The sequence below is a fragment of the Bradyrhizobium sp. HKCCYLS3077 genome, assembly GCF_051167555.1.
In the GTDB taxonomy this organism is placed as follows: Bacteria; Pseudomonadota; Alphaproteobacteria; order Rhizobiales; family Xanthobacteraceae; genus Bradyrhizobium.
In genome coordinates this window covers 961,912-987,539 of sequence record NZ_JBNPTH010000002.1, presented here as the reverse complement: position 1 = coordinate 987,539, position 25,628 = coordinate 961,912, and the positions used below count along the sequence as shown (strand labels likewise).

Below are 25,628 nucleotides of genomic sequence, written 5' to 3'. Positions count from 1 at the left end.
GTCGTTCGTGAGCATGGAACCCGTCGAAGGCCGGATTATTCCGCCTCCGCCAGCGCAAAACAAAAGCGCCGCGGATTGCTCCGCGGCGCGTGATGTTCGTTCCTATCGCTCGGCTCAGCTGACCTGCTGGATCGCCGAGACCTGCCAGTCGGCGCCGGGGTGGCGCAGGAAGGTCCAGATCTCCGTGACCTCCTGCGGCTGATCGGAGCCGTCGACCACGCGGCCCGAGGCGCGCTCGATAGTCTTGTCGGCGAGCGTGAACCGCATCGCCACCGTGGCGTAGTCGGCACCATCCTCGCGCCAGGACTCGGCGAGATCGCCCTGCAGCAGCTTCACGCCGGTGACCTTGTTGACCACGCCGCGCGCCTGGTTCTGCTCGAGGTCGCGCTCGAAATACGAGGCCATCTCGGGCGTCGACAGCAGGCGGAGGCGGCCGACATCCTCGTTCGACCAGGCCGACTGGATCTCGCCGAGCAGCCGCTCGAACGCCTCGTAGTCGGCCGGCTGGATCTGCAGCGGCGGCTGGTTGCTGCCACCGCCGAAGCCACCGAATCCGCTGCCGAGACCACCACCGAGGCCGCTCAGGCCCGAGCGCAAGCTCTGCTGGCTGTCATTGGAGCCCGGCGCCGGGCCGGCTGCATAGGCCGGCTGGTTGCGGCGCTGCCACCAGGACATCGCGAACCGGACCACCAGCACCACCAGCAGGACCTGGAGGATCAGGCCGATGATCGAGGCAAAGCCGCCGAGACCAGAGAACAGGCCGCCGCCGAACAGCATGCCGAACAGGCCCGCACCGAGGAAGCCGGCGGCGAGGCCGCCCAGCATGCCACCGAAGCGTCCGCCGAACAGGCCGCCGCGCGCGGGCGCCGCCGTGTTCATGCCAGGCTGGCCCGGCTGGGACATGGTGCGATTGAACTGCGACGCCGATCCCGGCGCGGTTGCGGTCGGAGGCGGCGCGGAGAACGTGCGCGTGCCGCGGGAGCCCGAGCTGGAGCCGCCGCCGATCCGGGCGTCGGCCGCCGAGACGGCGAGCACCGTCGGCAGCGCCAAGGAAAGGGCCACGGCCATCGCCTTGAGGAGGCCGCTTTTGCGCTGCATGAAGCTCATCATTGTTTCCCATCAGTCCCCGGAATGGGGATGCCCGTAATGTGGGCACAACCCGCGAAAAGGGAAGGCGGCACGAGGCCGCGCGGCTGCGGCGCTGGGTCGCGGCATGAACGCGCTTGTCCGCCTTGTCCGGGTACCCTGGTAACCTATTGCGGAGCCATGGTTTCCTTCACCGCCGCGACCAGCTGGCTGAGCGTGAAGGGTTTCGGCAGGAAGGCGAATTGCTGGTTTTCCGGCAGGCTCTTCTCGAACGCATCCTCGGCATAGCCCGAGACGAAGATGATCTTGATGTCGGGATTCTTCTCCCGCATCACCTTCAGCAGCGTCGGTCCGTCCATTTCCGGCATCACGACGTCGGACACCACGAGATCGAGCTCGCCGTTGCATTCCTCGAGCGCCTCCATGGCCTCGATGCCGTTCGACGCCTCGATGACGCTGTAGCCGCGCGAGCGCAGGCCGCGCGCGTTCAGCGCCCGCAGGCCCTCCTCGTCCTCGACCAGCAGGATCGTCCCCTGCCCGGTCAGGTCGGCACGCGGCTTCGGCGCCTCGGCGGCGGGTGCCGCGTCCTTCGCCGCGCCGTTAGTGGCCTGCGGCTCCGGCTGGACCTCGGGCACGACGATGTGGCGCGGCAGGAAGATCTGGAACGAGGTTCCCTTGCCGAGCTCGCTGTCGACATAGATGAAGCCGCCGGTCTGCTTGATGATGCCATAGACCGTGGACAGGCCGAGGCCGGTGCCCTTGCCCACTTCCTTGGTCGAGAAGAACGGCTCGAAGATCTTCTCGCGGATCTCGGCGGGGATGCCGGTGCCGGTGTCGCTGATCTCGATCTTGACGTAGTCGGCGACCGGCATGCCCTTGTAGCCGCCCTGCGCGGCCTCATCGGACGTGACGTTGGCGGTGCGCACCGACAGCTTGCCGCCATCCGGCATCGCATCGCGGGCGTTGACCGCGAGGTTCACGACCACCTGCTCGAACTGCGAGACGTCGACCTTGACCGGCCAGAGGTCGCGGCCGTGCACGAGGTCGAGCTTGACCTTCTCGCCGATCAGGCGGCGCAGCAGCATCGTGAGATCCGACAGCGCGTCGCCGAGGTCGAGCACCTGCGGCCGCAAGGTCTGGCGGCGCGAGAACGCCAGCAGTTGCCGCACCAGCGTCGCGGCGCGCGTCGCGTTCTGCTTGATCTGCATGATGTCCTGGAACGACGGGTCGGTCGGCTTGTGCGCGTTCAGCAGGAAATCGTTGGCCATCATGATGGCCGAGAGCACGTTGTTGAAGTCGTGGGCGATGCCGCCGGCGAGCTGGCCGACCATCTCCATCTTCTGCGACTGGTTGATCTGGGTTTCCAGCGCCCGCCGCTCGGTGGTCTCGAGCAGATAGACGATCGCAGCTTCCGTCTCGCGCTCGTCCTCGTCGACCGCGGTGACGAAGAACTGGCCGAAGCGCTCCTTCGCGCCCTCCAGCATCACTTCGACCGGCGGAATGTCCGCCTGACCTTCCGCCGCCTGGTTGATGGCAGCGATCAGCAGATGCCGGTCACGCTGGCTGACGGTGCGGAAGATCGATTTCGCCGCGGCGACGTCGCCGCTGACGCTCTGCGCCAGCTTGGCATAGCGCGCATTGGCCCTGACAACCGCGCCGCCGCGGTCGACGGTCGCGATCGCCATCGGCGTGTGGTCGAAGAAGCGCATGAAGCGCACCTCGGCGGCGCGCTCCGGATCGGAGCGCTCGTCGCGGGCGCGGCTGATGACCAGGGTGCGCGAGGCGCCCGGCTTGCCGTCGGCGCCAAAGGCGAGCTTGTGATAGAGCCGCGCCGGCATGGTCTTGCCGCCGCGCATCTTCAGGTCGATGTCGAACACCTCGGTGCGGACCTCGCCGGGCACAGCGACGATCGAGGTCAGGAGCGAGGCGCCGTCACCGGACACGACGTCGGCGAGCTTCAGCCCGCCGGACCCGATCTCGGCGAGATCGTAGTCGAGCCAGTTGGCGAGCGTCGCATTGACGTAGACCAGGCTGCCTTCCGGATTGACCGAGAAGAAGCCGCACGGCGCGTGGTCGAGATATTCGATCGCGTGCTGCAGCTCCTGGAACACGTCCTCCTGGCGCTCACGGTCCCGCGTGATGTCGGCGATCGACCACACCGCATAGCGGGCGTGGCGCTTGGTCTGGCCGAGCGGGCGCACGCGCATGCGCAGCCAGCGGCCCTGGCCGCCTTCGGCCGCGGTGATGCGCACCTCTTCCTGCTGCCGCTTGCCCTCGCGCGCGGCCTTGAGCAGGCGGAACACGGCCTCCGACACATCGGGATTGCCGATGAACACGCGCTCGACGGGCCTCGCCTCCTGCGGGCTCGCCGCCCCGGTCATGCTGAGATAGGCGGCGTTGGCGTAGACAACATGGCCGCGCGGATCGGTCACCGCGAGGCCGTCGAAGGCGTGATCGGCGATCGCGCCCATCACAGGATCGTCGGTCGCCTTGTCGGCGAAGCGGACGATGCCGGCGGCGAAAGCGAACAGGTTGAACAGGCCGACGGTCGCGAGCAGCGACAGCAGGCCGAGAATATAGGGCTGCGCCTGGTTGCGGCCGATCGTCATCAGCGCGATCGCCACCGCGACGAGGCCGAACGCGACCAGCAGGATCAGCAGAATGCTGCCGCTGCGGCGCGGCCGCTCCGGCAGGCTCACCTGGTCCGGTGACGCTTCGTTGTCTTTCTCGGCGCTCATGGCTTGAGGACGCGACCTGTCGGCTGGGAGCCCCAGCCCGTTCACGCGGCTCCCGCCCCCAACTGCCTGAATCGACGGGTCAAGCGCAAGCCCGTCAAGCCGATATTCCATGATTTATCCGTATTTTGCGGCCCGTCTCGGGTCCGAATCGGTTGTCATTGCGGGCGCCCCGAGAGGTTGCGCCGCAGCCCCATCACGTAGCCGATGATCTCCGCGACGGCGTGATAATGTTCCACCGGGATCTCCTCGTCGATCTCGACGGTGGCATACAGCGCGCGCGCCAGCGGCACGTTCTCGACGATCGGGATGTCGTGCGCCTTGGCGATCTCGCGGATCTTGAAGGCGATGTTGTCGACGCCCTTGGCGACGCAGACCGGCGCCGACATGCCGCGCTCGTAGGACAGCGCGACCGAGTAGTGGGTCGGGTTGGTGATGATCACGGAGGCCTTGGGAACCGCGGCCATCATGCGCTTCTTCATGCGCTGCTGGCGGATCTGCCGGATGCGGCCCTTGACGTGCGGATCGCCTTCCGACTGCTTGAACTCCTCCTTCATCTCCTGCAGCGACATTTTCTGGCGCTCGTACCACTGCCGGTACTGGAACAGATAGTCGCCGATCGCGACCAGCGCGAGCAGCGCGACGACCGAGCCCATCAGGCGCGTGGTCAGCGAGATCGTCACACCGAGCAGCTCGGCGACGTCCATGTGCAGCAGCGATTCGAGCCGCAGCCGCTCCGGCCACAGGATCATGACCATGACCGTGCCGAGCAGAATGAGCTTGAACAGGCCCTTGGCGAAATTGGCCGCCGCCTGCTTGCCGAACAGCCGCTTGGCGCCGGCGAGCGGCGAGATCTTGGACAGCGTCGGCTTCAGCGGCTCGCCCGACCAGACCAGGCGGTGCTGCATCATGTTGCCGGCCACGGCCGCCAGCATCACCATCAGGATCGGCACGCCGATCGCGGCGATCACGGCGAACGACAGGCTGCGCGCCAGCGCGAGCAGGCCCGCACCGTCGGTGTGGATCATCCAGGAATTGGCGATCAGGTTGCGCATCGGCACCAGCACGGCGGTGCCGATCGAGCCCGAGAAGGACGACATCACGAGCGTCGCGGCCGCGATCACGAACCAGGTGTTGAGCTCCTGGCTCTTGACGACGTCGCCACGCTCGAGCGCCTGGTCGAGGCGTTTTTGCGTCGGGTCTTCTGTTTTGTCCTCGGTATCGCCCTCGTCCGCCACCGGTCAGGCTCCCCTCACCGCGGCATCAGCTCGCGCAGGACGCCTTCGAAATAGCCGAGAAAGGTCCCCATCATCGCGGCCAGCACCAATCCGAAGATCAGGAAGCCGATCAGGATCGAAAGCGGCGCGCCGACAAAATATACCTGCATCTGCGGCATCAGCCGCGCCAGCACGCCGAGCCCGATGTTGAAGACCAAGCCGAACACCAGGAACGGCGCCGACAATTGCAAGCCGATCTTGAACGACGCCGTGAACGCCTTGGTGGCCAGCGCGGCGACGTCGCCGCTCGGCACCAGGTCGCCCGGCGCGAAGATCTTGTAGCTGTCGCTCAGCGCCGCGATCACCAGATGATGGCTGTCGGTCGAGAACAGCATGGTCACGCCGAGCATGGTGAGGAAGTTGCCGATCAGCACGCCCTGCTGGCCCTGCGTCGGATCCACCGCGGTGACGAAACCGAGCCCCATCTGCTGCGCGATCACGGAGCCGGCGACCTGCAGCGCCGACAGCGTCACGCGCGCGGTCGCGCCGAGCACGATGCCGATCACGATCTCGTGCACCATCATCACGAGCAGCGGCGCCATCGCCTGCAGGTCGATCTGATAGGCCTGACGGTGCAGCGGCATCACGATCATGGTCAGCAGCAGCGCGGTGGCGAGCTTGATGCGGACGGGGATGTTGACCTCCCCCAGGCCCGGCAGCAGCATCACCATGGCGGCGACGCGCGCGAAGACCAGCATGAACACGGCAGCGAGCGCCGGAAGAAAGGAGATATCGATGCGCATCGTCCGCCGTTCCGGCCCTTTCGGCCGCGGGCTGATGCGGCACGACGGTCTTCGAGGAGACAGCCTGCGACCAGGCGGCCTGCGCGCCGGCCCGCACAGCCGACTGCGCACGATCGAAAGCTGCGGCGCCCCCCGCACCGCCTCTCACGACCGCTCGCAGCGACCTCGCACAGGCCAGCTCTGCAGCGCCGGACATTGCCTCATCCGCCGATGATTCGCGACGAGATCCGCATCATCTGCTGATGCATCGCGTCGGCCATGAACGGCAGGGCCAGCAGCAGCGTGACGAAGATCGCGATGATCTTCGGCACGAACACCAGCGTCTGCTCCTGGATCTGCGTCAGCGCCTGGAACAGCGAGACGACCACGCCGACGACCAGGCCGACCACCATGAGCGGCGACGAGACCAGCACGATGGTCCAGATCGCATCGCGCGCCACATCGAGCGTTTCGGCACCGGTCATGTCGTGTCAATCCTCATTGTCGGTCGGTTTCGGCGGATGGCGCGCAGCATCGATGCGCCGGCAGCAGCGGACGGCACCTCTCCGAACGGCCCGGGGCGCGCATCGCGGCCGGGCGCGTTCAGAGCAGCGCCTAGATCGTCATCTTCATCACGTCTTCATAGGCCTGGATCACGCGGTCGCGCACCGAGACCAGCGTGGACACCGCAACGTCGGTCTCGGCGACCGCGGTGACGACATCCATCACGTTCGCCTTGCCCGAGGCCATCGCGACCGCCTGGCTGTCGGACTTTCGCCCGGTCTCGACGACGCTGCTGATCGCATCCTTCAGCACCGCGCTGAATGACGGACCACCCTTGTCGCCTCCGGCGCCATTGCCGAGGACGTCACGCACGCGTGCGAGTCCGCCGAAGGCGTTGCTCGTACCACCGGTATCGAGCACGCGGGCGGAGTTTGCATAGGCATTCGCTGCGGAGATTGGGGAGGCCATGACTTTCGTTCCTGTCCTAGGTCTTCAGAATGTCGAGTGTGCGTTGGATCATGCGGCGCGTGGCGCCGATGATGTTCAAATTCGCCTCGTAGGACCGCTGTGCATCACGCATGTCGGTCATTTCGATGAGCGGATTGACGTTGGGGTACTTGACATTGCCGGACGCGTCCGCGGCCGGGTTACTGGGGTCGTATTTGACGCGGAACGAAGATTGATCGGGCACCACCTTGCCGAGCGCCACCACCTTGGCGTCGAGCGCACGGTCGAGCGCCGAGGTGAAGGTCGGGACCTTGCGGCGATAGGGATCGCCGCCCGCCTTGGCGGCGGTGGAATCGGCGTTGGCGATGTTCTCGGAAATGACGCGCATCCGCCCGGCCTGCGCACGCAGTCCCGACGTTGCGATGCTCATCGAGCGCTGGAAATCGCTGGTGTCGTTTGCCATGCTTGTCTGTCTCCGTTAGCTCCGGCTCAGCCCTTGCCGATTGCAGTTTTCAACAGACGCAGGCTCTTGCCGTAGAGCGAGGTCGCGGCGGCATAGTCCATTTGGTTGGCGGAGACCTTGAGCATCTCCTCCTCGAGGCTGACGGCGTTGCCCGCCGGCCTCGTTTGAAATCCGACCTTGCGGTTCTGGTCGAACGTCGCGGCATCGCCCGACGACGGCGTGATGTGCGCCGTGCTGGTGCGCGTCAGCGACAGCGGCGCAAAGCCTCCGACCGCCTGGCCGGCCGAGTTGAACTTCGGCTCAACGAGATCCCGCGGCTTGAAATTCGGCGTATCGGAATTGGACACGTTCTCGGACAGCACGCGCTGCCGCTCCTGATGCCACTGCATCTTGGTCCGCAACGCCGACAGCACGGGGAGATCGTTGATGGACATTGCAACTGCTCGTTAGTGTCCGACTATCGGACGGATTCGGTAGGTAGAAATTGCCGCGCTTATGGTTAACAGGGAGTTAAGAAGTGGTGCGCCGCCCCCCGGGACAATCCCGGGGTTTTGACGATTTCTTAGGAAAGTACCGCTCTTCGAGCGGGAGGCTGCTCCAATCCGGGACGCTGTGCCTCGCCAAGAAGTCGTTTTGGCCCGGCCGATTCATGGGTTATTAAGACACCGCACGGCAGTTCCTGCCGTTATGCGTTAACAGGTTGGTTCCGGTTCTGAAGCTCCGTTCGCTGCCGGCGATGCGTTGGACAGACGAGAGACTTCGAAAGGACGCGGTATTTGCCGGGGACAGAGATGCAGGCACTGACGTTCTTTTTTGCTTTTGTAGCCGTGCTGGCGCTGATCGGCCTGGCTGCCTGGCTGGTCCGCCGATTCGCAGGGAATCGCCTCGGCACCAATCCGAATCGCGGCCGCATGCCCCGGCTCGCCGTCATCGATGCCGCCGCCGTCGATGGCCGCCGCCGTCTCGTGCTCGTGCGGCGTGATAACATAGAGCATCTTCTGATGATCGGCGGACCGACCGACATCGTGGTCGAATCGAACATCGTGCGCGCCATGCCGGCGCGCGAGCAGCTGCCGCAACGGCCCGGCCTCAACGCCGAACCGCCCGCCGCGCGCATCGCGCCACTTCCGGATGCACCGGCATGGAGCGACAACGAGCCGAAGGCCGAGGCCGCCGAGCCGGCGGAGCCGCAGATGCCGGAGCCGCCGGCCCGTCCGCTGCGGCCGTCATTCATCGATGAGGTTCGCCGGGCCGCACCGGCTGCTGCCGAGCGCCGCGAGCCGCCGCCGTTCCCGCAGGAACCGCCGCTTCCCGCGCGCCGGGTTGCGGAGCCGCGCCAGGACATTCGTGGAGAGATGCGAGGAGAGCCACGCGGTGGTGACGAGCCACGGCTGGAGCCTCGCCCGGAGCGAGCGCCTCGCGGCGAGCCGGTATTGCCGCGCGCGCTGCGTCCCGCCGAGCCGCAGCGCCCGGCGGACGCGCCGCGTCCCGAGGGTCCCCGGCTGCCGCCGGTGCGCGCGGCCGAACGGGCAGAGCGCGCCGAAAGGACCGCCGAGCGCGCGGAACGCGCGGCGGCGGCAGCACCTCCGCCGCCGCCCGTTGCCCAGATGCCGTCGCCGCCCGCCGCTCCGCCTCCGCCGCCGATGGACCAGAGCGCCGAAGCCAATCTGGCGGAGATGGCGCAACGTCTCGAGGCGGCGTTGCGGCGTCCGTCCGCCGAGCCGGCTGCTCCGCCCACGGGCGGCCCGGCCGTGCTGCGCCAAGCGCGCAGCGAGCCGGCTCCGGGTGCTGCCGCTCCCGCCAAGACCAACTTCGAGAACCTGGAGGACGAGATGGCTTCGCTGCTCGGACGTCCGAAGTCCTCGCAGTGAGATCGCTGCTCTCCCCGCGTAGAGTTCTTTTCATTGCTGTCCTGATTGGCACCGGCGCTTTCGCGGGGAGCGCGGCCGCGCAGGATATCAGCATCAATCTCGGCGGCGGCACCGGCGGCGGCGTCACCGAGCGGGCGGTCCAGCTGATTGCCCTGCTCACGGTGCTGTCGATCGCGCCGTCGATCCTGATCATGATGACCTCGTTCACGCGCATCGTGGTCGTGCTGTCGCTCCTACGCACGGCGATGGGCACAGCGACGGCGCCGCCCAACTCGGTGATCATCGCGCTGGCGATGTTCCTCACGGCCTTCGTGATGGGACCGGTGCTGCAGAAATCCTATGAGGATGGCGTGCGACCGCTGGTCGAGAACCAGCTCGGCGTCGAGGACGCGCTCCAGCGCGCCTCCGTGCCGCTGCGCGGCTTCATGCAGAAGAACGTGCGCGAGAAGGACCTCAAGCTGTTCATGGACCTCTCGGGCGAGCCCCCGCCGGCCACCCCGGACGAGCTGTCGCTGCGCATCCTGGTGCCCGCCTTCATGATCTCGGAGCTCAAGCGTGCCTTCGAGATCGGCTTCCTGCTGTTCCTGCCGTTCCTGGTCATCGACCTCGTCGTCGCCTCGGTGCTGATGTCGATGGGCATGATGATGCTGCCGCCGGTCGTGGTGTCGCTGCCGTTCAAGCTGATCTTCTTCGTCCTGGTCGACGGCTGGTCGCTGGTGGCGGGCAGCCTCGTGCAGAGCTACGGCGGGTAGAGCCGGCGACCGGCTGCTCATGCTGCCGGCGCGAGCCCCGCTCCGCCGCGTCGATCGATGGATCGTCCGACCTCCCTCCCGCCCGGCTCGCGCGCACGTCGTCGCGGCGAGGGGATTTCTCGTCGCGCTGCTGGCGGCCGGGTGATCGCGCCGGACGATCGACGTGTCGCGCTCATCCGTCTCGGCGTTGTCATGCCCGAGATGATTCCGCGACAGACTGAGATTGGTCGAATGCGATCGGCCTGCCGCTTGCGGGAAGAGCGAGCGCGCACCGTCCGTGCCTCCAACGGCATGGCTCCGACGTCGAGATGTGAGGATCAACACATCAGGCGCTGCGCGACGAAGATCGACGCACACGCGCATCGCATCGGCCGCACGAGGCACGCACAAAAAGAAAAGTCTCCGGCACTTGGGGAGCCGGAGACGAAGGCGGGTCTTGGAAAGATGATGAATGATGGAATCGTAGTCGCTCGCGCGGCAGCCGTGAAGCCAGAAATTTGCGACACGCTATTGGGATTGAACACATCGAGCAAACCGGGAATTTTTCCGTGTCAAATGAGGAAGGTTCGGACATCGCGGCCACCACGTGGCAACAATTAGTTGATGCAGGCCTTCCCACGCAGCGTCGCGCCTCGTCTTTCTTGACGCTCGCTTTCATCGGACTCTACGATGATCGCAGGATCCGAGAGAGATCCAGGGAGGAACGACATGAAGGTGAGAGAGTATCCGCGGCACGGAGCGCGTGCAGCTCTGGGCGCGGCCATCGCGCTATGCGTGACGCTTGCCATTCCGGCAGGCGGACAGGCTGAGGAGCTGACGCCGGACCGCATCAGGGCGACGATGTCCGCGGTCGACAGCGCGATGATCAAGGCCAATGCCGCGACGTCGAAGGATTGGCCGACCATCGGCCTCGACTACGGCGAGACGCGCTTCAGCAAGCTCGACAAGATCAACACCGACAACGTCAAGGATCTCGGACTCGCCTGGAGCTACAATCTGGAGTCCGAGCGCGGCATCGAGGCGACGCCCGTCGTGGTCGACGGCATCATGTATCAGACGGCGTCGTGGAGCGTCGTGCATGCGATCGATGCCCGCACAGGCAAGAAGATCTGGACGTTCGATCCCGGCGTCAAGCGCGAGCTCGGCTACAAGGGCTGCTGCGACGTCGTCAATCGCGGCGTCGCCGTCTACAAGGGCAAGGTGTTCGTCGGCGCCTATGACGGCCGGCTGATCGCGCTCGATGCCGCGACCGGCCAGAAGGTCTGGGAAAAGGACACGCTGATCGATCACGAGCATTCCTACACCATCACCGGCGCGCCTCGTGCGTTCAACGGCAAGGTGGTGATCGGCCAGGGCGGCGCGGAGTATGGCGCGCGCGGCTACATCACCGCCTATGACACCGAGACCGGCAACCAGCTCTGGCGCTGGTTCACGATCCCCGGCGATCCCTCGAAGCCGTTCGAGGACGAGTCGATGGCCGCGGCGGCGAAGACCTGGGACCCGTCGACCAAATACTGGATCAATGGCGGCGGCGGCACGCCATGGGATACGATCACCTACGATCCCGAGCTGAACATGGTCTATCTCGGCACCGGCAACGGCGCGCCGTGGAATCGCAAGATCCGCAGCCCGTCCGGCGGCGACAACCTCTACCTCGCCTCCATCGTGGCGCTGAATGCCGACACCGGCAAATACATCTGGCACTATCAGGAGACGCCCGGCGATCACTGGGACTACACCTCGACCCAGCCGATGATCCTGGCCGACATCGCCATCGACGGCGCGCCGCGCAAGGTGATCCTGCACGCGCCGAAGAACGGCTTCTTCTTCGTGATCGACCGCACCAACGGCAAGTTCATCTCGGCCAAAAACTTCGTCGATGTGAACTGGGCGACCGGCTATGATGCCAATGGCCGTCCGATCGAGGTGCCCGCCGCGCGCGGCGATGATCCCTACGACTCCATTCCGGGCCCCTATGGTGCGCACAACTGGCACCCGATGTCGTTCAATCCGCAGACCGGCCTCGTCTATCTGCCGGCGCAGAACATCCCGGTGAACCTCACGCCGGAGAAGAACTTCGTCAACAACGCCCCGACGCCCGGCAAGTTCGGCGGCGTCACAGCGTGGAATCTCGGCTTCGCCTTGAACGCGACGCCGCCGAAGGCGCCGGCATTCGGGCGGCTTCTCGCGTGGGATCCGGTACAGCAGAAGGAGGTCTGGCGGATCGAGCACGCTTCGCCGTGGAACGGCGGCACGCTGACGACGGCCGGCAATCTCGTGTTCCAGGGCACCGCGGACGGCCGCTTCGTCGCCTATGACGCCCGCAACGGCAAGATGTTGTGGGAGACCCCGACGGGGACCGGCGTGGTCGCTGCACCGTCGACCTACATGATCGACGGCGTGCAATATGTCTCGATCGCGGTCGGCTGGGGCGGCGTCTACGGCCTCGCCGCGCGCGCCACCGAGCTGCGTACGCCCGGCACCGTCTACACCTTCGCGGTCGGCGCCAAGGCGAAACTGCCGGAGTTCGTGAAGTACCAGACCGAGGGACTGCTGCAGGGCGTGAAATACGATCCCAAGGACGTGCCCGAGGGCACCGCGCTCTATGTCGCCGCCTGCGCCACCTGCCACGGCGTGCCCGGCGTCGACCGCGGCGGCAACATCCGCAATCTCGGCTACGTGCCGGCCGAGGAGATCATCAAGCTGAAGGACATCGTGTTCAACGGACCGTTCCGCGACCGCGGCATGCCCGACTTCACCGGCAAGCTGAAGGAGGAGGACGTCGTGAAGATCCAGGCCTTCATCCAGGCGACGGCCGACGCGATCAGGCCGAAGAAGTAACGGGCGCCTGCCAGAGCATGGCTTGATCCCGAGCAAAATGATCGGAGCCTGATCAGGCTCCGGTCACCATCCGCTGATCAGACGCAGAAGCATGGCGCGGAGCCGAGCTCATCCGGCAACGTCGTATTGCCTGCTCAGTTCGTCGCCGATCTTCACCAGCATCGCCACGCTCTCCGGATAGCCGGGGCGTGTGGCGGTGCCGGGATCGGCCTTGGCGCGAAACTCCCATTTCGTGCCCCAGCGCAGCACCGAAATCGCCATCCCCGCCGGGCAGTCGGCGCGCGTTTTCAACTCGTCCTTGGCCAGCGCGATCAATTCGGCTTCGGTCTTGGTCGGCTTGGTCATGTGATCAGGCTCCGACGATGCGTGGTGTGGCCTCAACGCCCGGCAATCGCCTGCTTGACGCCCTTGATCCGCGGCAGGCCGCCCGTCTGGTCGGACTCCAGCTTGGCGGCGTCCTTGCCTTCCGGCTTGCCGGTCGCATCGGGGAAGCGCGCGCGCATGTCGCGCAGGAAGCCGTCGAGCGTATCCACGCTCGCCGCCATCTTGGCGATCTGGGCGAACTCGGCGCTCGAGCCGCTGGCCGGCTTGCTGGCGACGTCGAACGCGAGCTTGTCGGCCTCGCCGGTCATCAGCGGCGCATATTTTTCACGGAAGCGGGCAAGACCGATCGCATCATCCGCCAGGGCGTAGCCGACCACGGCGCGCAGGATGTCGCCGCGCTCGGCTGGATTGAGCGGGCGGAAATCGCGCCAGCGGTCACCGTAATACAGCTCGATCTGCTCAGAGGCCTCGCGCCAGCGCCGTGACGCCCAGTAGATGTCGGAGCGCAGCCGGATCGCCTCGCGGCCGCCGACATTGGTGATGATGTCGAGCCCGAGATCGTGCCGGCCGATGTCGCTGTTGGCGCGGGCCTCGAGCAGCAGCCGTTGCTGGCGCAGCTCGCCCGAGAGATCGGCGATGCGGGTGGTGCGCAGCGCCTCCAGGGCACGATCCGGCTTGCGGTTGGTCAGATAGACCATGGCGAGGCGCGCGGCCACCTGGGCGCGCGCGGCGCCTTCCAGCCGGTGATCGACCTGGTACTGCAGCAGCTCGGCGGCCTGATCGAGCAGATCGATGCCGACCAGGCGGTCGGCGAGCTTGCGGATCATCTCGTCGCCGCGCCGGCCGATCGGGGTCAGCTCGCGGTAGCCATAGAACATGCTGAGTGCATCCACCGGCGGCAGCTCGTCGGCCTTGCCGCCGAGGAACAGCTGCGAGAACAAGCGCTGCGACGCATCCTGCGCCTGCCGCGCCATCTCGGAATTGGGCATCATCCGGGTGGCCTGGCGCGCGGCTTCGAGCGAATCCGCGTAGCGGCCCGCCTCCTCGTACATCTGCGCCATCATCTGCAGGGCCTGGACCTCGATGACATCGCCGCGCCAGATCGCCTGTAGCGTCTCCAGCTCCTTCAGCGCTTCGGCCGGCTTGATCTCGCCGCGCTTCTGCAGAAGCTTGATCTCGAGCAGCTTGGCTTCGGCGGCCGCCATGCGGTCATTGGAGTTCACCGCGAAGCGATAATCGTCGAGCGCATCCTTCTCCTGCGCCATCGCCTCGGCCAGCCGGCCGCGCAGCACGGCGATGTCGGGCTTCATGTCCGCGGGCACGCCGATCACGTCGAGCTCGGCGCGGCGCTTGGCGGCGCCGGCGAAATCCTTGATCTCGAGCGCCGACTTCATCGCGTCCGCGATCACGATCCGCTGCAGGTCGAGCGGCAGCGACGCGATGGCAAACTCGACATTCTTCAGCTTCTCGCGCGCGTCCGCGAACTTGCCCTGTCGCGCATAGGCAAGGCCCTTCCACATCTGCGAGTCGAAATTGCTGCCGATCGAGGAGGTCGCGAGATCCTTCAGCCCCTGCTCCGGCCGGCCCATCAGGATGCTCGCCACCGCATGGATCATCAGCATGGCGGTTTCGTCGGTGCGCGGGTCACTGTCGGAGATCATCAGGTTGGTGATGCCGCGCGCCTCCGGATACATCCCGCGCGCCATGTAGAAGCGCGCCAGCGCCAGCCGCGCCTGGGCGCGGCGTTCGGGCTCGGCATTGGCGGCCGCCTTGATCAGGAGATCGAAGCGCGGCCCGAACGGCTGGGTCTGGTTCTGCTGCCATTCGTCGATGTCGAACATCGGCCTGACGGCGGTCGGCGCCCGCTCCGGCGAGAAGCCGATCGAGGACAGCGTAAGGCCGCCGGGCCGTCCCAGGATCACCTTGTCGGGTGCGATCTCGACGGCGATGTCGTCGGAGTTCGGACGCACCGCGATGCCGTGCACGGAGTCGAGCAGCGACAGGTCGACGAAGTCCTGGCGCTTGATGAAGCCGCGGATCGGCGGCGGCGCGGTCACCACCAGCAGCGTGTCGCCGGCATCGGGATCGGTCAGCCGGTGCAGCATGCCGGCACCGGGGTTCGCGAGCGGTACCATCACATTGGCGAGCGCGGGATCGGTGACGTTGCGCATCACCATCAGCGGCTGCTGGTCGGTCTGGCCCTTATCGGCGAAGGACAGCGTCCAGCTGCGGCCGCCGTCGTCGCTGCTGAGCGAATGCATCTGCGGCCGGTTGAGGCGGATGCGGATCGCCTGGCCCTTGTCGAGCGGCATGCGGCTGGCCTCGCCGACGATGGCACCGCCCTTGGCCCGGATCGGCTCGACGTCGAGCGGCCTCGTGGTATCGAACACCATCCACACGGTGTCGCCACGGCGGAACAGCGCCGCCGGCGTCACCTGGCCGAAGCCGAAGGTGAGCCGCAGGCCGTCGCTGTCGCGCAGCGCCTCCAGCGTGGCGGCGCCGTTTGCGGCCTTCTCGACTGGCTTGGACGCTTCGGGTCTGGTCGCTTGAGGCTTGGCGATTTCGGGCTTCGCCGTCTCCACCTTGGCCGCTTCCATGCTCGCCGGCTCGGCCTTTGCGGCTTCGGACTTCGCGGGCTCGGCCTTCACCGGTTCGGCCTTCATCGGTTCAGCCTTCATCGGTTCAGCCTTCATCGGTTCAGCCTTGGCCTCGGGAGCTGCTTCCGCGTTCGCGGGAGCCGCCGCGGCGGCAGGCTGCGCGGGCTCGGTCGCCGGAGCCGCGATCGCGGGCTTGGGCTCCGGCTTCATCTCCTTGGCGATGGTCTCCGAAGTCGGCGGAACGATCTCGGGCTGCGCTGCCGCCTTCGGCTTGTCGCCATTCGGCTTCTCGCCGTTGGATTTCTCGGCGGCGGCCGCCTTGGCGCCCGGCAGCGTGTCAGAGGAGACCGCGGCCACCTTCTTGTCGGGCTGCACATAGGCGATGTCGACGTTGTAGTTCTTCTCCTCGCGGAAGGCGCGGACGTCCACCTCGCCGATCAGGCCGATCTCGACCACGGTCTTGCTGCCGTCGATGCGCTGGTTGATCGCGGCGACGTTCGGCGGCGACACGATCTTGGCGTCGGCGAGATCGAAGTTGAGCGGCGCCGAGAAGAACAGCGACATCTTCTGATCGTTCATCACCGAGGAGATGCCGACCCCGTCGGGAATCTCGAACACGAAGCGCACGAAGGTCGGCTGCACCAGCGCGCGTACGCGGATCGGCGGCCGCTTCTTGGATTCGGCTTCGGCGCGCTGCAGGCGCAGCGCACGTTCGGCGGCGCGGGCGCGCTCGGCCAGCTCGCGCACGACCTCGGCGGGCAGCGGCGGCGGCGGGCCGGTCCAGCTGTCCGGCAACAGGTCGATGAAGACGCGCTCGCCCGCGACCATCGTGTTGACGCGCACCTTGCGCGACAGCGACAAGCGCAACGCCGACCCGTCGGGATCACCGCGCGCCGAGGAGATGTAGTCCGGCGCCGCATCGACCCAGCGATCGATCGGCACGTTGGCGGCGCGGTCGAACCTGATCAGCAGGATGGAGCCGGCCGTGGTGACGTCGGCGCCGACATCCTCGGTGAATTTCAGCACCAGCCGGGCGTAGCCGTTCTGGGCTGAGAGGCTCGCCTCCCCCGGCACCGGCGCAGCGCCGGCCGCGACCGTCGAGAGCACGAGGCCGATGACGATCGCCGACAGCAGGGCCAGCCCGGCGCGCAGACGCGCGCGGGCCCGGGACCGCAATCCGATGGATGACGTGCGCGCCATGGTCAGAAGTTCCAGTTCGACAGCCGCAGGACGTGACGGATACGCCTGCCCCGCCACGCCGGAAGTCTAGGATCCGGCGTTTAAGGGCGCATTAAACATGCGGTTTCAATTGCTCTTCACCGGCACGATCTTGCCTTCGATCTTCGGCAGCTCCGCACTCGCTTCCGGCTTTTCGGCGCCGGCGCGGCGCGCGAGCTCCACGGTCAGCCGCTCGGCGGCTTCCGGCGTCATCAGGCCGAGAATGTCCGACATCTTGCGCGGCGCGATCTGCGAGGCGATCTCGATCAGCACCGACATCTCGAGCCGGTCAAACACCTTGGCGGCGTCTTTCGGCTTCATGCCCTCGTACATCGTGACGATGCTCTTGAAGCGTGCGTTGTCGGCCTCCGCCTTGGCGGCCTGCGCGCCGGAGATGCGCCCCTCGATCGCCTTCATCTCCTCGGTCTTGGACTGGATGCGCTGCTCGGCGGCCCGCAACAGGCTCTCGCGAATGTCGATCTCGCGCTGGCGCGCCTCGAGCTCCTGGCGGCGCGACTGCAGCCGCTCGAGGATCGCCTTCTCCGCCGGCGACACCTGCTGCTGGTTCTCCTCGGGCTTGATGACGATGCCGTCGGGCTTGGTGTCGGGCGCAGCCGGCTTCGGCGCCTCCTCCTTCTTCTCCTTCGGAGCGCCGTGGGTCGAGCCGGTGATGATGTCGTTGTCCTCGCGGCCGGGGTAGCCCAGGTTCTCCTGCGCCCAGGACCGCTTGGAGCTCTTCGGATCGTAGTCGAACACGTAGCCGCCATCGATCACGAGGCCAGCCACCTTCAGCACCGCGAGGCAGGCCACAGCGATCAGGACGACGGGAATGACGCGGATGTTACGGAACGCATTCATGCGGCAAGGCCACCAGTCCTTCGACGTTCAGAGAATGCCTGGGCCGCGGCGGCAACCGCCTTGGCGCCGGAGACGCGGACCGGCTCGGTCGTGATCGCCGGCACCGGCGCCGGCTCGGGCGCGGCCTCAGGAGCAGTGATGGGACGCGCGGCGCTGGCGATGCGCGACAGCCGGCGCACCACGCCGTCGCTCTCGGCGAGCTGCTTGCGGAGCTGATCGGACATCTGCGTCGCGGCAGCGAGCTGATTGCCGAGATTGTCGTTGACGTCGCGCACCGCGAGCTTGAGGCCGCCGATCGCCCGCTCGGCGATCTCGGTCGCGGTGATCAGCTCGGCGATGACGGCCTTCAGCGAATGCTCGTCCGCCTTCAGGCGCTTCAGCCTGGAGTTCAACAGCATGCAATAGCCGATGGTGAGCACCAGAAGGACCGCCACCAGACTTTCGATGATCAATCCGAGCGAGTGGTTCATTGGGCCTCCATCATCTTGTTCTGGCCTTCGGAGCCTTCGAACATCGCAAGCGTCGTATTGGGCTTGCGCAAATTCTTGGTGACACGGATCGCGACGCGGTCGCCGACCCGGCCCATCCGCCCCTCCGTCAGCATCGTGCTGCCGCAGCGGACCGCGACCAGCGCGTCGGGACGAATGTCGAGCGGCAGCGTGTCACCGACCTTCAACCGCATCAGCTGCTTCAGCGGCACGTCGGCCTCGTAGAGCACGGCGTCGACGGCGATCTCGGCCTGCGCGATCTCGGTCGCGAAGTGGCCTTCCCAGACGGGATCACGGCCGAACTTCTCGCCCATGAACATCTGCAGCAGGACCGGGCGGATCGGCTCGATCGTCGCATAGGGCAGCAGCAGCTCGATATTGCCGCCGCGGTCTTCCATGTCGATCCGGAGTTTCACGAGGATCGCGGCATTGGCCGGGCGGCTGATCGCGGCGAAGCGCGGATTGGTCTCGAGCCGGTCGATGGTGAAGCGCACCGGCGACAGCGGCCGGAACGCCTGCTCGGCGTCGCTCAGCACCACCTCGATCAGGCGCTTGACGAGATTGGTCTCGATCGTCGTGTAGGGGCGGCCCTCGACGCGTAGCTGGGTGTTGCCGCGGCGGCCGCCGAGCAGCACGTCGATGATCGAATAGATCAGCGTGGAATCGACGGTGGCGAGGCCGAAATTCTCCCACTCCTCCGCCTTGAAGACCGACAGCACGGCCGGCAGCGGGATCGAGTTCATGTAGTCGCCGAAGCGCACCGAGGTGATGCGGTCGAGCGAGACTTCGACGTTGTCGGAAGTGAAATTGCGCAAGCTCGTCGTCATCAGCCGCACCAGGCGGTCGAAGACGATTTCGAGCATCGGCAGACGCTCGTAGGACACCATCGCCGAATCGATGATGGCGCGAATGCCGGAATGGTCGTCGAGATTGACCTCGCCTGCGGTGAAGCCGAGGAGATTGTCGATCTCCTCCTGCGACAGCACCCGCTCGCCGCCGTTCTTGGTGGCGCCGAAATCGCGGCTGCCGTCCTCGACCATCGCGGCCCATTGCAGGGCCATCGATTCCGTGAGTTCGTTGGCTGCTGCGGCTTCCGCGGCCTCTGTGGGATCCTCGGAATCAAGCGAGGCTTCCCATTGCGCGGCTATCGCATCTTGGTCGACTGGATCGTTGCCCGCCATGGTCGTTGCGCTTTCCGTGCCTTACTGAATCACGATTTCCTTGAACAACACCGCGTTGACCTGGTTGGGCGCCAGCGCGACGTTGACCCGCTTGGTGAGCTCCTCCTTCAGCCGGAACAGGCCCGCCGAGCCGTTGAGGTCGCTCGGCCGGAGCTCGCGCAGGTAGGTCTGGAAGATGTCGGTGACGCGCGGCAGCGTCGGCTTGATCGACTCGACCTGCTTCTCCTCCTTCACCTCGAGCACGATCTTCACTTTGAGATATTGGACGCGGTCGCCGGGATTGCCGACGAGGTTGACCAGGAGGTCCGGGACCTCGACGAAGGACGGCGGCTTCGGCGGCGGCGCCTCGGCGTGATGCTCGTCGGCCTTGTGGCTGAAGAAAAGGAAGTAGGCAGCACCGCCGATACCGAGCAGCGCCAGCACACCGACGACCATGATGATGAGCTTGAGCTTGCTCTTCGGCGCGGCTTGCTCCTCGCCTTCAGCTGCTCCGCCTTCATTCTCAGCCATGGCCTTCGGATCCCCTTCGGAAAGTCGAACCGATGCCGCCAGAAAGCTTACGACGCGAAACAATCGCTCCCAGCGCATCTGCGCTTCGTTGAGTGAACGCTACGGTAACAATGGTTAACGGAAGCTTTCTTTTGGGAACACGGTGGGAAAATCTTGCCGGGCAATTATGGTTAGCGAGACGTTATTGCCGGGCGTTTCGGACCCCATCCAAAATCTAATGAATTGATTTATTTGAGATTTTAGAGTTGGCACGGCTTTCGCTGTACCTCTTGCGAACCCGCCGGCTTGGGAGAGCCGAACGGTTCACAGAAGACCCGCTTCAGACGCCTTGGGAGAGGCATCGGATGCGGGATTCGTTAAGAGGGGAGATCGACCGGTGGAGAATGCGCTTCTCATCGGATTGTCGCGGCAGATGGTGCTGGAGCGACAACTCGACGTCGTTGCCAACAACGTTGCCAACGTCAACACCAACGGCTTCAAGGCGGATCAGCAGCTGTTCGAGGAGTATCTCTCCTCCGGCGCGCATGAAGACAATTTTCCGGGCGCCGCCCGCAAGGTGGCCTATGTCCAGGATCGTGGCACCTATCGCGACTTCTCGCAGGGCTCGATGGAGCGCACCGGCAACGCGCTCGACGTCGCCATCACAGGCGGCGGCTTCCTGACGGTGCAGACCGCCGCCGGCGAGCGCTACACCCGCGACGGCAGCCTGCACATGAACAATATCGGCCAGCTCGTCACCGCGGCCGGCGACCCCGTGCTCGGCACCGGCGGCCCGATCGTCTTCCAGCCGACCGACCACGACATCAACATCTCGCCGGACGGCACCGTGACGGTGGTCGAGGGCGTCAACCGCACCGACTCGATCCGCGGCAAGCTGCGCATCGTCAACTTCGCCGATCCGCAGAAGGCCCAGAAGCAGGGCAACAACCTCTACGCCGCCGTCGACGGTGCCGCGCCGCAACAGGACACCAAGTCGACCGTCCAGCAGGGCTACATCGAGAAGTCGAACGTCAGCGCGGTCGGCGAGATGAGCAAGATGGTCGAAGTGATGCGTGCCTACACCCAGGTCGCCAACATGCTGCAGGTCCAGAGCGACATGCGCAAGAGCGCGATCGAGAAACTCGCCGACGTTCCGGCCTGACCGCAGAGATTGAAGGAGACATAAGATGCAGGCGCTTCACACCGCTGCGACCGGAATGGCGGCCCAGGAACTCAACGTCCAGGTGATCTCCAACAACATCGCCAACCTGCGCACGACCGGCTTCAAGAAGCAGACCGCGGCGTTCCAGGACCTGATCTACGAGCACATGCGCCGGGTCGGCGCGCAGTCCTCGGACCAGGGCACGATCCTGCCCGTCGGCATCGACATCGGCGGCGGCGTCAAGACCGTCGGCACGCCGCGCTCGATGACGCAGGGCACGCTGTCGCAGACCGGCAACGATCTCGACCTCGCCATTTCGGGCGAAGGCTTCTTCAAGATCCTGATGCCGGACGGCACCTTCCAGTACACCCGCGACGGCACCTTCCAGATGGACAATCAGGGCCGCATCGTCACCGCCCAGGGCAACCCGGTGCAGCCGACCATCACGATCCCGCAGAACGCCTCGGGCATCACGGTCAACGCGCAGGGCCAGGTCTCGGTGACGCTGCCGGGCTCGACCACCTCGAACATCATCGGCCAGCTCCAGGTCACCCGCTTCATCAACAAGGCCGGCCTGCAGCCGGTCGGCAACAACCAGTTCACCGACACGCCGTCCTCCGGCGCGCCGCAGGACGGCGTCGCCAACCAGGACGGTCTCGGCAGCATCACCCAGGGCAGCCTGGAGCAGGCCAATGTCGACGTCGTCAGCGAGATGAGCGAGCTGATCGCCGCCCAGCGCGCCTATGAGATGAACGCCAAGGTCATCTCCGCCGCCGACCAGATGATGCAGTCGACCACCGCGTTGTTCCGCTGAGGCCTGGGAGATCATCATGATGACCCGCACCGCCCGTCCCATCCTGCTCGCCGCCGCCCTGCTCGCCTCGACCGCGCTCCAGGCCTTCGCCGGCGAGGCCGACAACCAGATCAAGGCGCCCGTGCTGCGCGCCAGCGTCAATGTCACCGGAGACATCGTCCGCGTCGGCGACCTGATCGACAACGCAGGCGTCGCCGCCAACGTCGCCGTGTATCGCGCGCCCGATCTCGGCACCACCGGCGTGCTGCCGGCCGCGCAGGTGATCGCGACGCTGCGTACGCACCAGGTCATCGGCGTCGAGGTCCGCGACATCAAGGAGGTCGCGGTCACCCGGTTGGCCCGCGCCGTCGACGCCAAGGAGATCAGCACGGCCGTCGCCCAGGCGCTCGATCACCGCAACGGACTTGGTGATGCGGCCAACCTGAGCATCAGCTTCGACCAGCCGGTGCAGGACCTGAAGTTCGACGCGTCGAGCAGCGGCCCGCTGGCGCCGACCAACGTCCGCTTCGATCCGCGCAGCGGCCGCTTCGACATCAGCTTCGAGCTCGCTCATGGCAACGGCGCCAGCCCCACCAAGCTGCGCTACAGCGGTGTCGCGATCGAGACCGTCGAGGCTGTCGTGCTGACGCGCAACATTGACCGCAACGAGATGATCCGTTCCGGCGACCTGCAGGTCGAGCGGCGGCCGCGCGCCGAGCTTGGCGGCGCGGAGCCGGCCTCGCGCGAGCTCGCGGTCGGCATGCAGATGCGTCGCCCCGCCCGCGCCGGCCAGGCGCTGAAGACTACCGATCTCGCCAAGCCGGACCTGGTGCAGCGCGACCAGGCCGTCACGCTGATCTACCAGACCGCAGGCATCTATCTGACCACGCGCGGCAAGGCGCTGGAATCGGGCACCGAGGGCGACGTCGTCAGCGTGCTCAACCTGCAGTCCAAGCGCACCATCACCGGCCGCGTCACCGGGCGCGGCCAGGTCTCGGTCGACATCGCCGTCGCCAAACCGGCGCAGACCTCCGAGGCCGAGATCGCAGCCCCCGTCTCCGTCGCCAGCCGCCTTCCCTCCTCCGCCACTCCGAAAGCCGAGTAAGTTTCATGTCGAAGTTCAAGTTTGATGGTCAGGGCGTTTCGGGGCTGCGGCGGGTCGCGCTGATCTCGGTGTCGTTCGCGGTGCTGTCGGTCGCGGGCGGCTGCTCCTCCATCGACCGCCTCAGCCAGATCGGCGAGCGGCCGAAGCTGACGGAGATCGACAATCCGACCACGCAGCCGGGCTACAAGCCGGTGCAGATGCCGATGCCGAAGCCCGAGACCGTGTCCTACGCGCCGAACTCGCTGTGGCGCAACGGCTCGCGCGCCTTCTTCAAGGACCAGCGCGCCCGTCAGGTCGGCGACCTCCTGACTGTCACGGTCAGCATCTCCGACAAGGCCAATTTCGCCAACGAGACCCAGCGCAGCCGCACCAACAAGGAAGACTCGGGGATCACCGACTTCATCGGCTCGAAGACGCTCGGCGCCACCGGCCAGAACATTCTGCCCGGCCGCATCCTCACCGCCGACGGCACGTCGTCCTCCGACGGCAAGGGCACCATCCAGCGCTCGGAATCCTTGACCACCAGCGTCGCCGCCGTCGTGACCCAGGTGCTGCCGAACGGCAATCTGGTCGTGGAGGGCAAGCAGGAGATCCGGGTCAATTACGAGATCCGCGAGCTGATCGTGGCCGGCATCGTCCGGCCGGAGGACATCCAGAGCGACAACACGATCGACTCGACCAAGATCGCCCAGGCCCGCATCTCCTATGGCGGCCGCGGCCAGATCACCGACGTCCAGCAGCCGCGCTACGGCCAGCAGGTCATGGACATCCTGCTGCCGTTCTAAGGCGAACGCGAACATGACGGACCGGGCGGGTCTCGCCCGGTCGCTCAAGAGGGCCGCCGACGCCTCCCCCGTCGGCCATCGAAACGAGGACGATCATTCACCACGAAATCCTTCCCCCTCGGGAGGGTCGGAAAAGGATTGGCCGAGCGCGACACGGGTCATGACGATGACCTCGCAGCCGCCGCCCCGCTTCCGAGCAACGAGCTCCCACATTGCCCAATGCGAACCTAGGCGCGGCGGGTAATGTATACGCGGCCTCCGGTAGCTCCCCTGCCGGAGGCCGTGTTCGTTTGTGGGCGCGTTTACGGTTTTGAAGTGAGGTCGACCGGAGTCACCTGGAAACCATCGCCGATCAGCTCACGGATCCTGACGGCAGCTTTGTTCGCCATTGCGGGATCCTGACCAAAGTTCGGAACGCCGACATCGAGCAGGTCAGGAAAATAGTCCTTGGTAGTCGGCAGGCGAGCAATGCGACTGACATCCACGATAAAGGCCTTGTTTTGGCCCAACGCAAACGCGCGTGTCTCGTCGACCAAAAGATGTTGGCGGGGGCGGCGCGCGCCTGCATAAGCGGTACGCGTGGTCGTATAGGCTACGATGGCACAGACTGTATTGCCCGACCTGCCGATGCCGAGGACCAGAACAATGTGGGCAAATGGTCCGGGTCCTCGCTTCTCCCTGAATGGGAAATTGCACCGGACGTAGTCTCCCGATCGCATATCTCAGGAGAACAGCATTCCGAGTGCCGCGCGACGAGCCTCAAACGCCTCGTCGCTCTCGCCATCTTCGCGATCCAATACGAAGTCAGATCCTGCGGCAGCATCGTAGGCCAGAATGGCCAGCTCGCGAGGATCGAGCTCCATCTCACGCAGCAGCACGCGCATGACATAATCCTCGACCGACAACCCCTCCCGCTCCGCCCGTTGAGCAGCGGCGGCGACGACGGACCTTGCGAGGCAGATGCTTTCCATGTCGCTCATGAAAGTCTCCCTGCTCAAGTATAGGCGTATCAGGTACGGAACGCGAGCCATCAGATGCAGCTGCGCGCGGGCCCTATCCCGCGAAGCCCGCCTCGACCACGCCCAGCCCATCCAGCTCCATCCGCACTCGATCACCGGGCTTGAGCCAGACGGTCTTCACCAAGCTGCCGGTCAGCACCAGTTGCCCGGCCTCGAGCCCGTCGCCGCGCGCGGCAAGATGATTGGCGAGCCAGGCAAGCGCGTGCAGGGGATGGCCGAGCACATCGGCGCCGGTGCCCTGCCCGGCCAGAGCACCGTTCACGAAGGCACGGCCCTGCACGGCGGCGAGGTCGCCTGCCGCATCGCGCGGGACGGCGGGGCCGAGCACGCAGCCTGCGGCGAAGAAATCATCCGCCACCAGGGTCGGGGCGCCCATGCTCTCCCATTGGACGTAGCGGTCATCGACGATCTCGATGGCTGCATGGCAGTCGCCGATCGCGTCCCCGACATGGGCGATCGTGAACGGCGCATCCAGCGGCAGCAGGTCCTTGGCGAGCCGCACCGCGATCTCGCATTCGACGCCGACGCGCACGAAATCGGCCGCGCGCAGCGCCACGCCCGAGGCGTGAACACCGCTGGCAAACACGCCACCGGCACAGGGATGCGGAATGCCAATATAGTCCTGCATCACCTTGCTGGTGCAGCCGATCTTGTAGCCGGCGAAATCGCCGACGTGCTCGGCGAGCAGCCAGTGAACCTCATGCTGGATCTCATAACCGGCCGCTTCATCCTTCGGCTGAAGGTGAGCCGGCAGCACCGCCAATGGCGTCCTGTCGCGGCGGGCCGCCACGATCAGTTGTGCGGCGGCCAGGACGTCGTCTGCTCCCATGGTCGTTCAACTCCGGCTGCCAGCCGCCCGAAGCGGCCTCTCAGATCTTATGGTTAACAGTCTGTCACGACTTAGCTTTTGC

General features: G+C 66.2%; 24 protein-coding genes. 7 read left to right on the top strand and 17 right to left on the bottom strand.

The genetic code is table 11. The annotated features are described in order from the left end of the window. Nucleotides 1-114: 114 nt before the first annotated feature. The 8 genes from ACQR0Z_RS10665 to flgB all read right to left on the bottom strand — a co-directional run bounded on the left by ACQR0Z_RS10665 (nt 115) and on the right by flgB (nt 7,668). Nucleotides 115-1,098, bottom strand: coding sequence for a Tim44 domain-containing protein (locus ACQR0Z_RS10665; RefSeq protein WP_434918551.1), 984 nt, complete (start codon nt 1,096-1,098; stop codon nt 115-117). 155 nt (nt 1,099-1,253) lie between these two features. Continuing rightward, a complete protein-coding gene (gene cckA / locus ACQR0Z_RS10660) occupies nt 1,254-3,824 on the bottom strand; it encodes a cell cycle histidine kinase CckA (RefSeq protein ID WP_434860950.1) in 2,571 nt (856 codons plus the stop codon). A gap of 155 nt (nt 3,825-3,979) precedes the next feature. After that, nucleotides 3,980-5,059, bottom strand: coding sequence for a flagellar biosynthesis protein FlhB (gene flhB / locus ACQR0Z_RS10655; protein WP_434879742.1), 1,080 nt, complete (start codon nt 5,057-5,059; stop codon nt 3,980-3,982). Between the two features lie 14 nt (nt 5,060-5,073). Then, nucleotides 5,074-5,841, bottom strand: coding sequence for a flagellar biosynthetic protein FliR (gene fliR / locus ACQR0Z_RS10650; protein ID WP_434860948.1), 768 nt, complete (start codon nt 5,839-5,841; stop codon nt 5,074-5,076). 200 nt (nt 5,842-6,041) lie between these two features. Then, on the bottom strand, nt 6,042-6,305 hold the full coding sequence (fliQ, locus tag ACQR0Z_RS10645; protein ID WP_434860947.1) for a flagellar biosynthesis protein FliQ: 264 nt from the start codon (nt 6,303-6,305) through the stop codon (nt 6,042-6,044). 130 nt (nt 6,306-6,435) lie between these two features. After that, nucleotides 6,436-6,792, bottom strand: coding sequence for a flagellar hook-basal body complex protein FliE (gene fliE, locus ACQR0Z_RS10640; RefSeq protein ID WP_434860946.1), 357 nt, complete (start codon nt 6,790-6,792; stop codon nt 6,436-6,438). A 16-nt stretch (nt 6,793-6,808) separates the two neighbouring features. After that, on the bottom strand, nt 6,809-7,234 hold the full coding sequence (flgC, locus tag ACQR0Z_RS10635; protein ID WP_434860945.1) for a flagellar basal body rod protein FlgC: 426 nt from the start codon (nt 7,232-7,234) through the stop codon (nt 6,809-6,811). 26 nt (nt 7,235-7,260) lie between these two features. Continuing rightward, on the bottom strand, nt 7,261-7,668 hold the full coding sequence (gene flgB / locus ACQR0Z_RS10630; RefSeq protein WP_434860944.1) for a flagellar basal body rod protein FlgB: 408 nt from the start codon (nt 7,666-7,668) through the stop codon (nt 7,261-7,263). Nucleotides 7,669-8,025: 357 nt separating this feature from the next. On the opposite strand from flgB, the gene ACQR0Z_RS10625 reads away from it, so the two are divergent. The 3 genes from ACQR0Z_RS10625 to ACQR0Z_RS10615 all read left to right on the top strand — a co-directional run bounded on the left by ACQR0Z_RS10625 (nt 8,026) and on the right by ACQR0Z_RS10615 (nt 12,698). Further along, nucleotides 8,026-9,105, top strand: coding sequence for a flagellar biosynthetic protein FliO (locus ACQR0Z_RS10625; protein ID WP_434918550.1), 1,080 nt, complete (start codon nt 8,026-8,028; stop codon nt 9,103-9,105). Then, complete coding sequence (gene fliP / locus ACQR0Z_RS10620; RefSeq protein WP_434860942.1) at nt 9,102-9,857, top strand: flagellar type III secretion system pore protein FliP; 756 nt, start codon at nt 9,102-9,104, stop codon at nt 9,855-9,857. Before ACQR0Z_RS10625 ends, fliP begins: the two co-directional genes overlap by 4 nt. A 708-nt stretch (nt 9,858-10,565) precedes the next feature. Further along, nucleotides 10,566-12,698: a PQQ-dependent dehydrogenase, methanol/ethanol family gene (locus ACQR0Z_RS10615; RefSeq protein WP_434918549.1), complete on the top strand. Its 2,133-nt coding sequence runs from the start codon at nt 10,566-10,568 to the stop codon at nt 12,696-12,698. A 108-nt stretch (nt 12,699-12,806) separates the two neighbouring features. Here the strand turns inward: ACQR0Z_RS10615 and ACQR0Z_RS10610 are convergent, their stop codons facing one another. The 6 genes from ACQR0Z_RS10610 to fliL form a co-directional block, all read right to left on the bottom strand. Beyond that, nucleotides 12,807-13,043 carry a hypothetical protein gene (locus ACQR0Z_RS10610; RefSeq protein ID WP_434918548.1) on the bottom strand — a complete coding sequence of 79 codons (237 nt, stop codon included), beginning with the start codon at nt 13,041-13,043 and terminating at the stop codon, nt 12,807-12,809. 32 nt (nt 13,044-13,075) lie between these two features. Continuing rightward, nucleotides 13,076-16,819: a tetratricopeptide repeat protein gene (locus tag ACQR0Z_RS10605; protein WP_434918547.1), complete on the bottom strand. Its 3,744-nt coding sequence runs from the start codon at nt 16,817-16,819 to the stop codon at nt 13,076-13,078. A gap of 105 nt (nt 16,820-16,924) precedes the next feature. Further along, nucleotides 16,925-17,695, bottom strand: coding sequence for a MotE family protein (locus ACQR0Z_RS10600; protein WP_434860938.1), 771 nt, complete (start codon nt 17,693-17,695; stop codon nt 16,925-16,927). Beyond that, complete coding sequence (locus tag ACQR0Z_RS10595; protein ID WP_434860937.1) at nt 17,692-18,165, bottom strand: DUF6468 domain-containing protein; 474 nt, start codon at nt 18,163-18,165, stop codon at nt 17,692-17,694. The genes ACQR0Z_RS10600 and ACQR0Z_RS10595 overlap by 4 nt, the downstream gene beginning before the upstream one ends. Continuing rightward, nucleotides 18,162-19,364, bottom strand: coding sequence for a flagellar motor switch protein FliM (gene fliM, locus ACQR0Z_RS10590; protein ID WP_434860936.1), 1,203 nt, complete (start codon nt 19,362-19,364; stop codon nt 18,162-18,164). Before fliM ends, ACQR0Z_RS10595 begins: the two co-directional genes overlap by 4 nt. Nucleotides 19,365-19,385: 21 nt before the next feature. Beyond that, nucleotides 19,386-19,874 carry a flagellar basal body-associated protein FliL gene (fliL, locus tag ACQR0Z_RS10585; RefSeq protein ID WP_434860935.1) on the bottom strand — a complete coding sequence of 163 codons (489 nt, stop codon included), beginning with the start codon at nt 19,872-19,874 and terminating at the stop codon, nt 19,386-19,388. Between the two features lie 376 nt (nt 19,875-20,250). On the opposite strand from fliL, the gene flgF reads away from it, so the two are divergent. Genes flgF through flgH form a run of 4 tightly spaced genes read left to right on the top strand, consistent with a single transcriptional unit; the run spans nt 20,251 to nt 23,698 of the window. Further along, nucleotides 20,251-21,015 carry a flagellar basal-body rod protein FlgF gene (gene flgF, locus ACQR0Z_RS10580; RefSeq protein ID WP_434860934.1) on the top strand — a complete coding sequence of 255 codons (765 nt, stop codon included), beginning with the start codon at nt 20,251-20,253 and terminating at the stop codon, nt 21,013-21,015. Nucleotides 21,016-21,040: 25 nt separating this feature from the next. Further along, entirely contained in the window at nt 21,041-21,829 is a 789-nt protein-coding gene (gene flgG / locus ACQR0Z_RS10575; protein ID WP_434860933.1) for a flagellar basal-body rod protein FlgG, read from the top strand. Between the two features lie 16 nt (nt 21,830-21,845). Then, nucleotides 21,846-22,913, top strand: a complete 1,068-nt coding sequence (gene flgA, locus ACQR0Z_RS10570; RefSeq protein ID WP_434879747.1) for a flagellar basal body P-ring formation chaperone FlgA — start codon at nt 21,846-21,848, stop codon at nt 22,911-22,913. Between the two features lie 5 nt (nt 22,914-22,918). Next, complete coding sequence (gene flgH / locus ACQR0Z_RS10565; protein WP_434860931.1) at nt 22,919-23,698, top strand: flagellar basal body L-ring protein FlgH; 780 nt, start codon at nt 22,919-22,921, stop codon at nt 23,696-23,698. A 302-nt stretch (nt 23,699-24,000) separates the two neighbouring features. Here flgH and ACQR0Z_RS10560 read toward each other — a convergent pair whose 3' ends face one another. From ACQR0Z_RS10560 to ACQR0Z_RS10550, 3 genes are all read right to left on the bottom strand, one after another. Next, nucleotides 24,001-24,234, bottom strand: a complete 234-nt coding sequence (locus ACQR0Z_RS10560; RefSeq protein ID WP_434918546.1) for a hypothetical protein — start codon at nt 24,232-24,234, stop codon at nt 24,001-24,003. A 186-nt stretch (nt 24,235-24,420) separates the two neighbouring features. Beyond that, on the bottom strand, nt 24,421-24,678 hold the full coding sequence (locus tag ACQR0Z_RS10555; protein ID WP_434860929.1) for a hypothetical protein: 258 nt from the start codon (nt 24,676-24,678) through the stop codon (nt 24,421-24,423). A gap of 73 nt (nt 24,679-24,751) precedes the next feature. After that, complete coding sequence (locus ACQR0Z_RS10550; protein WP_434918545.1) at nt 24,752-25,546, bottom strand: 2-keto-4-pentenoate hydratase; 795 nt, start codon at nt 25,544-25,546, stop codon at nt 24,752-24,754. Nucleotides 25,547-25,628 lie beyond the last annotated feature (82 nt).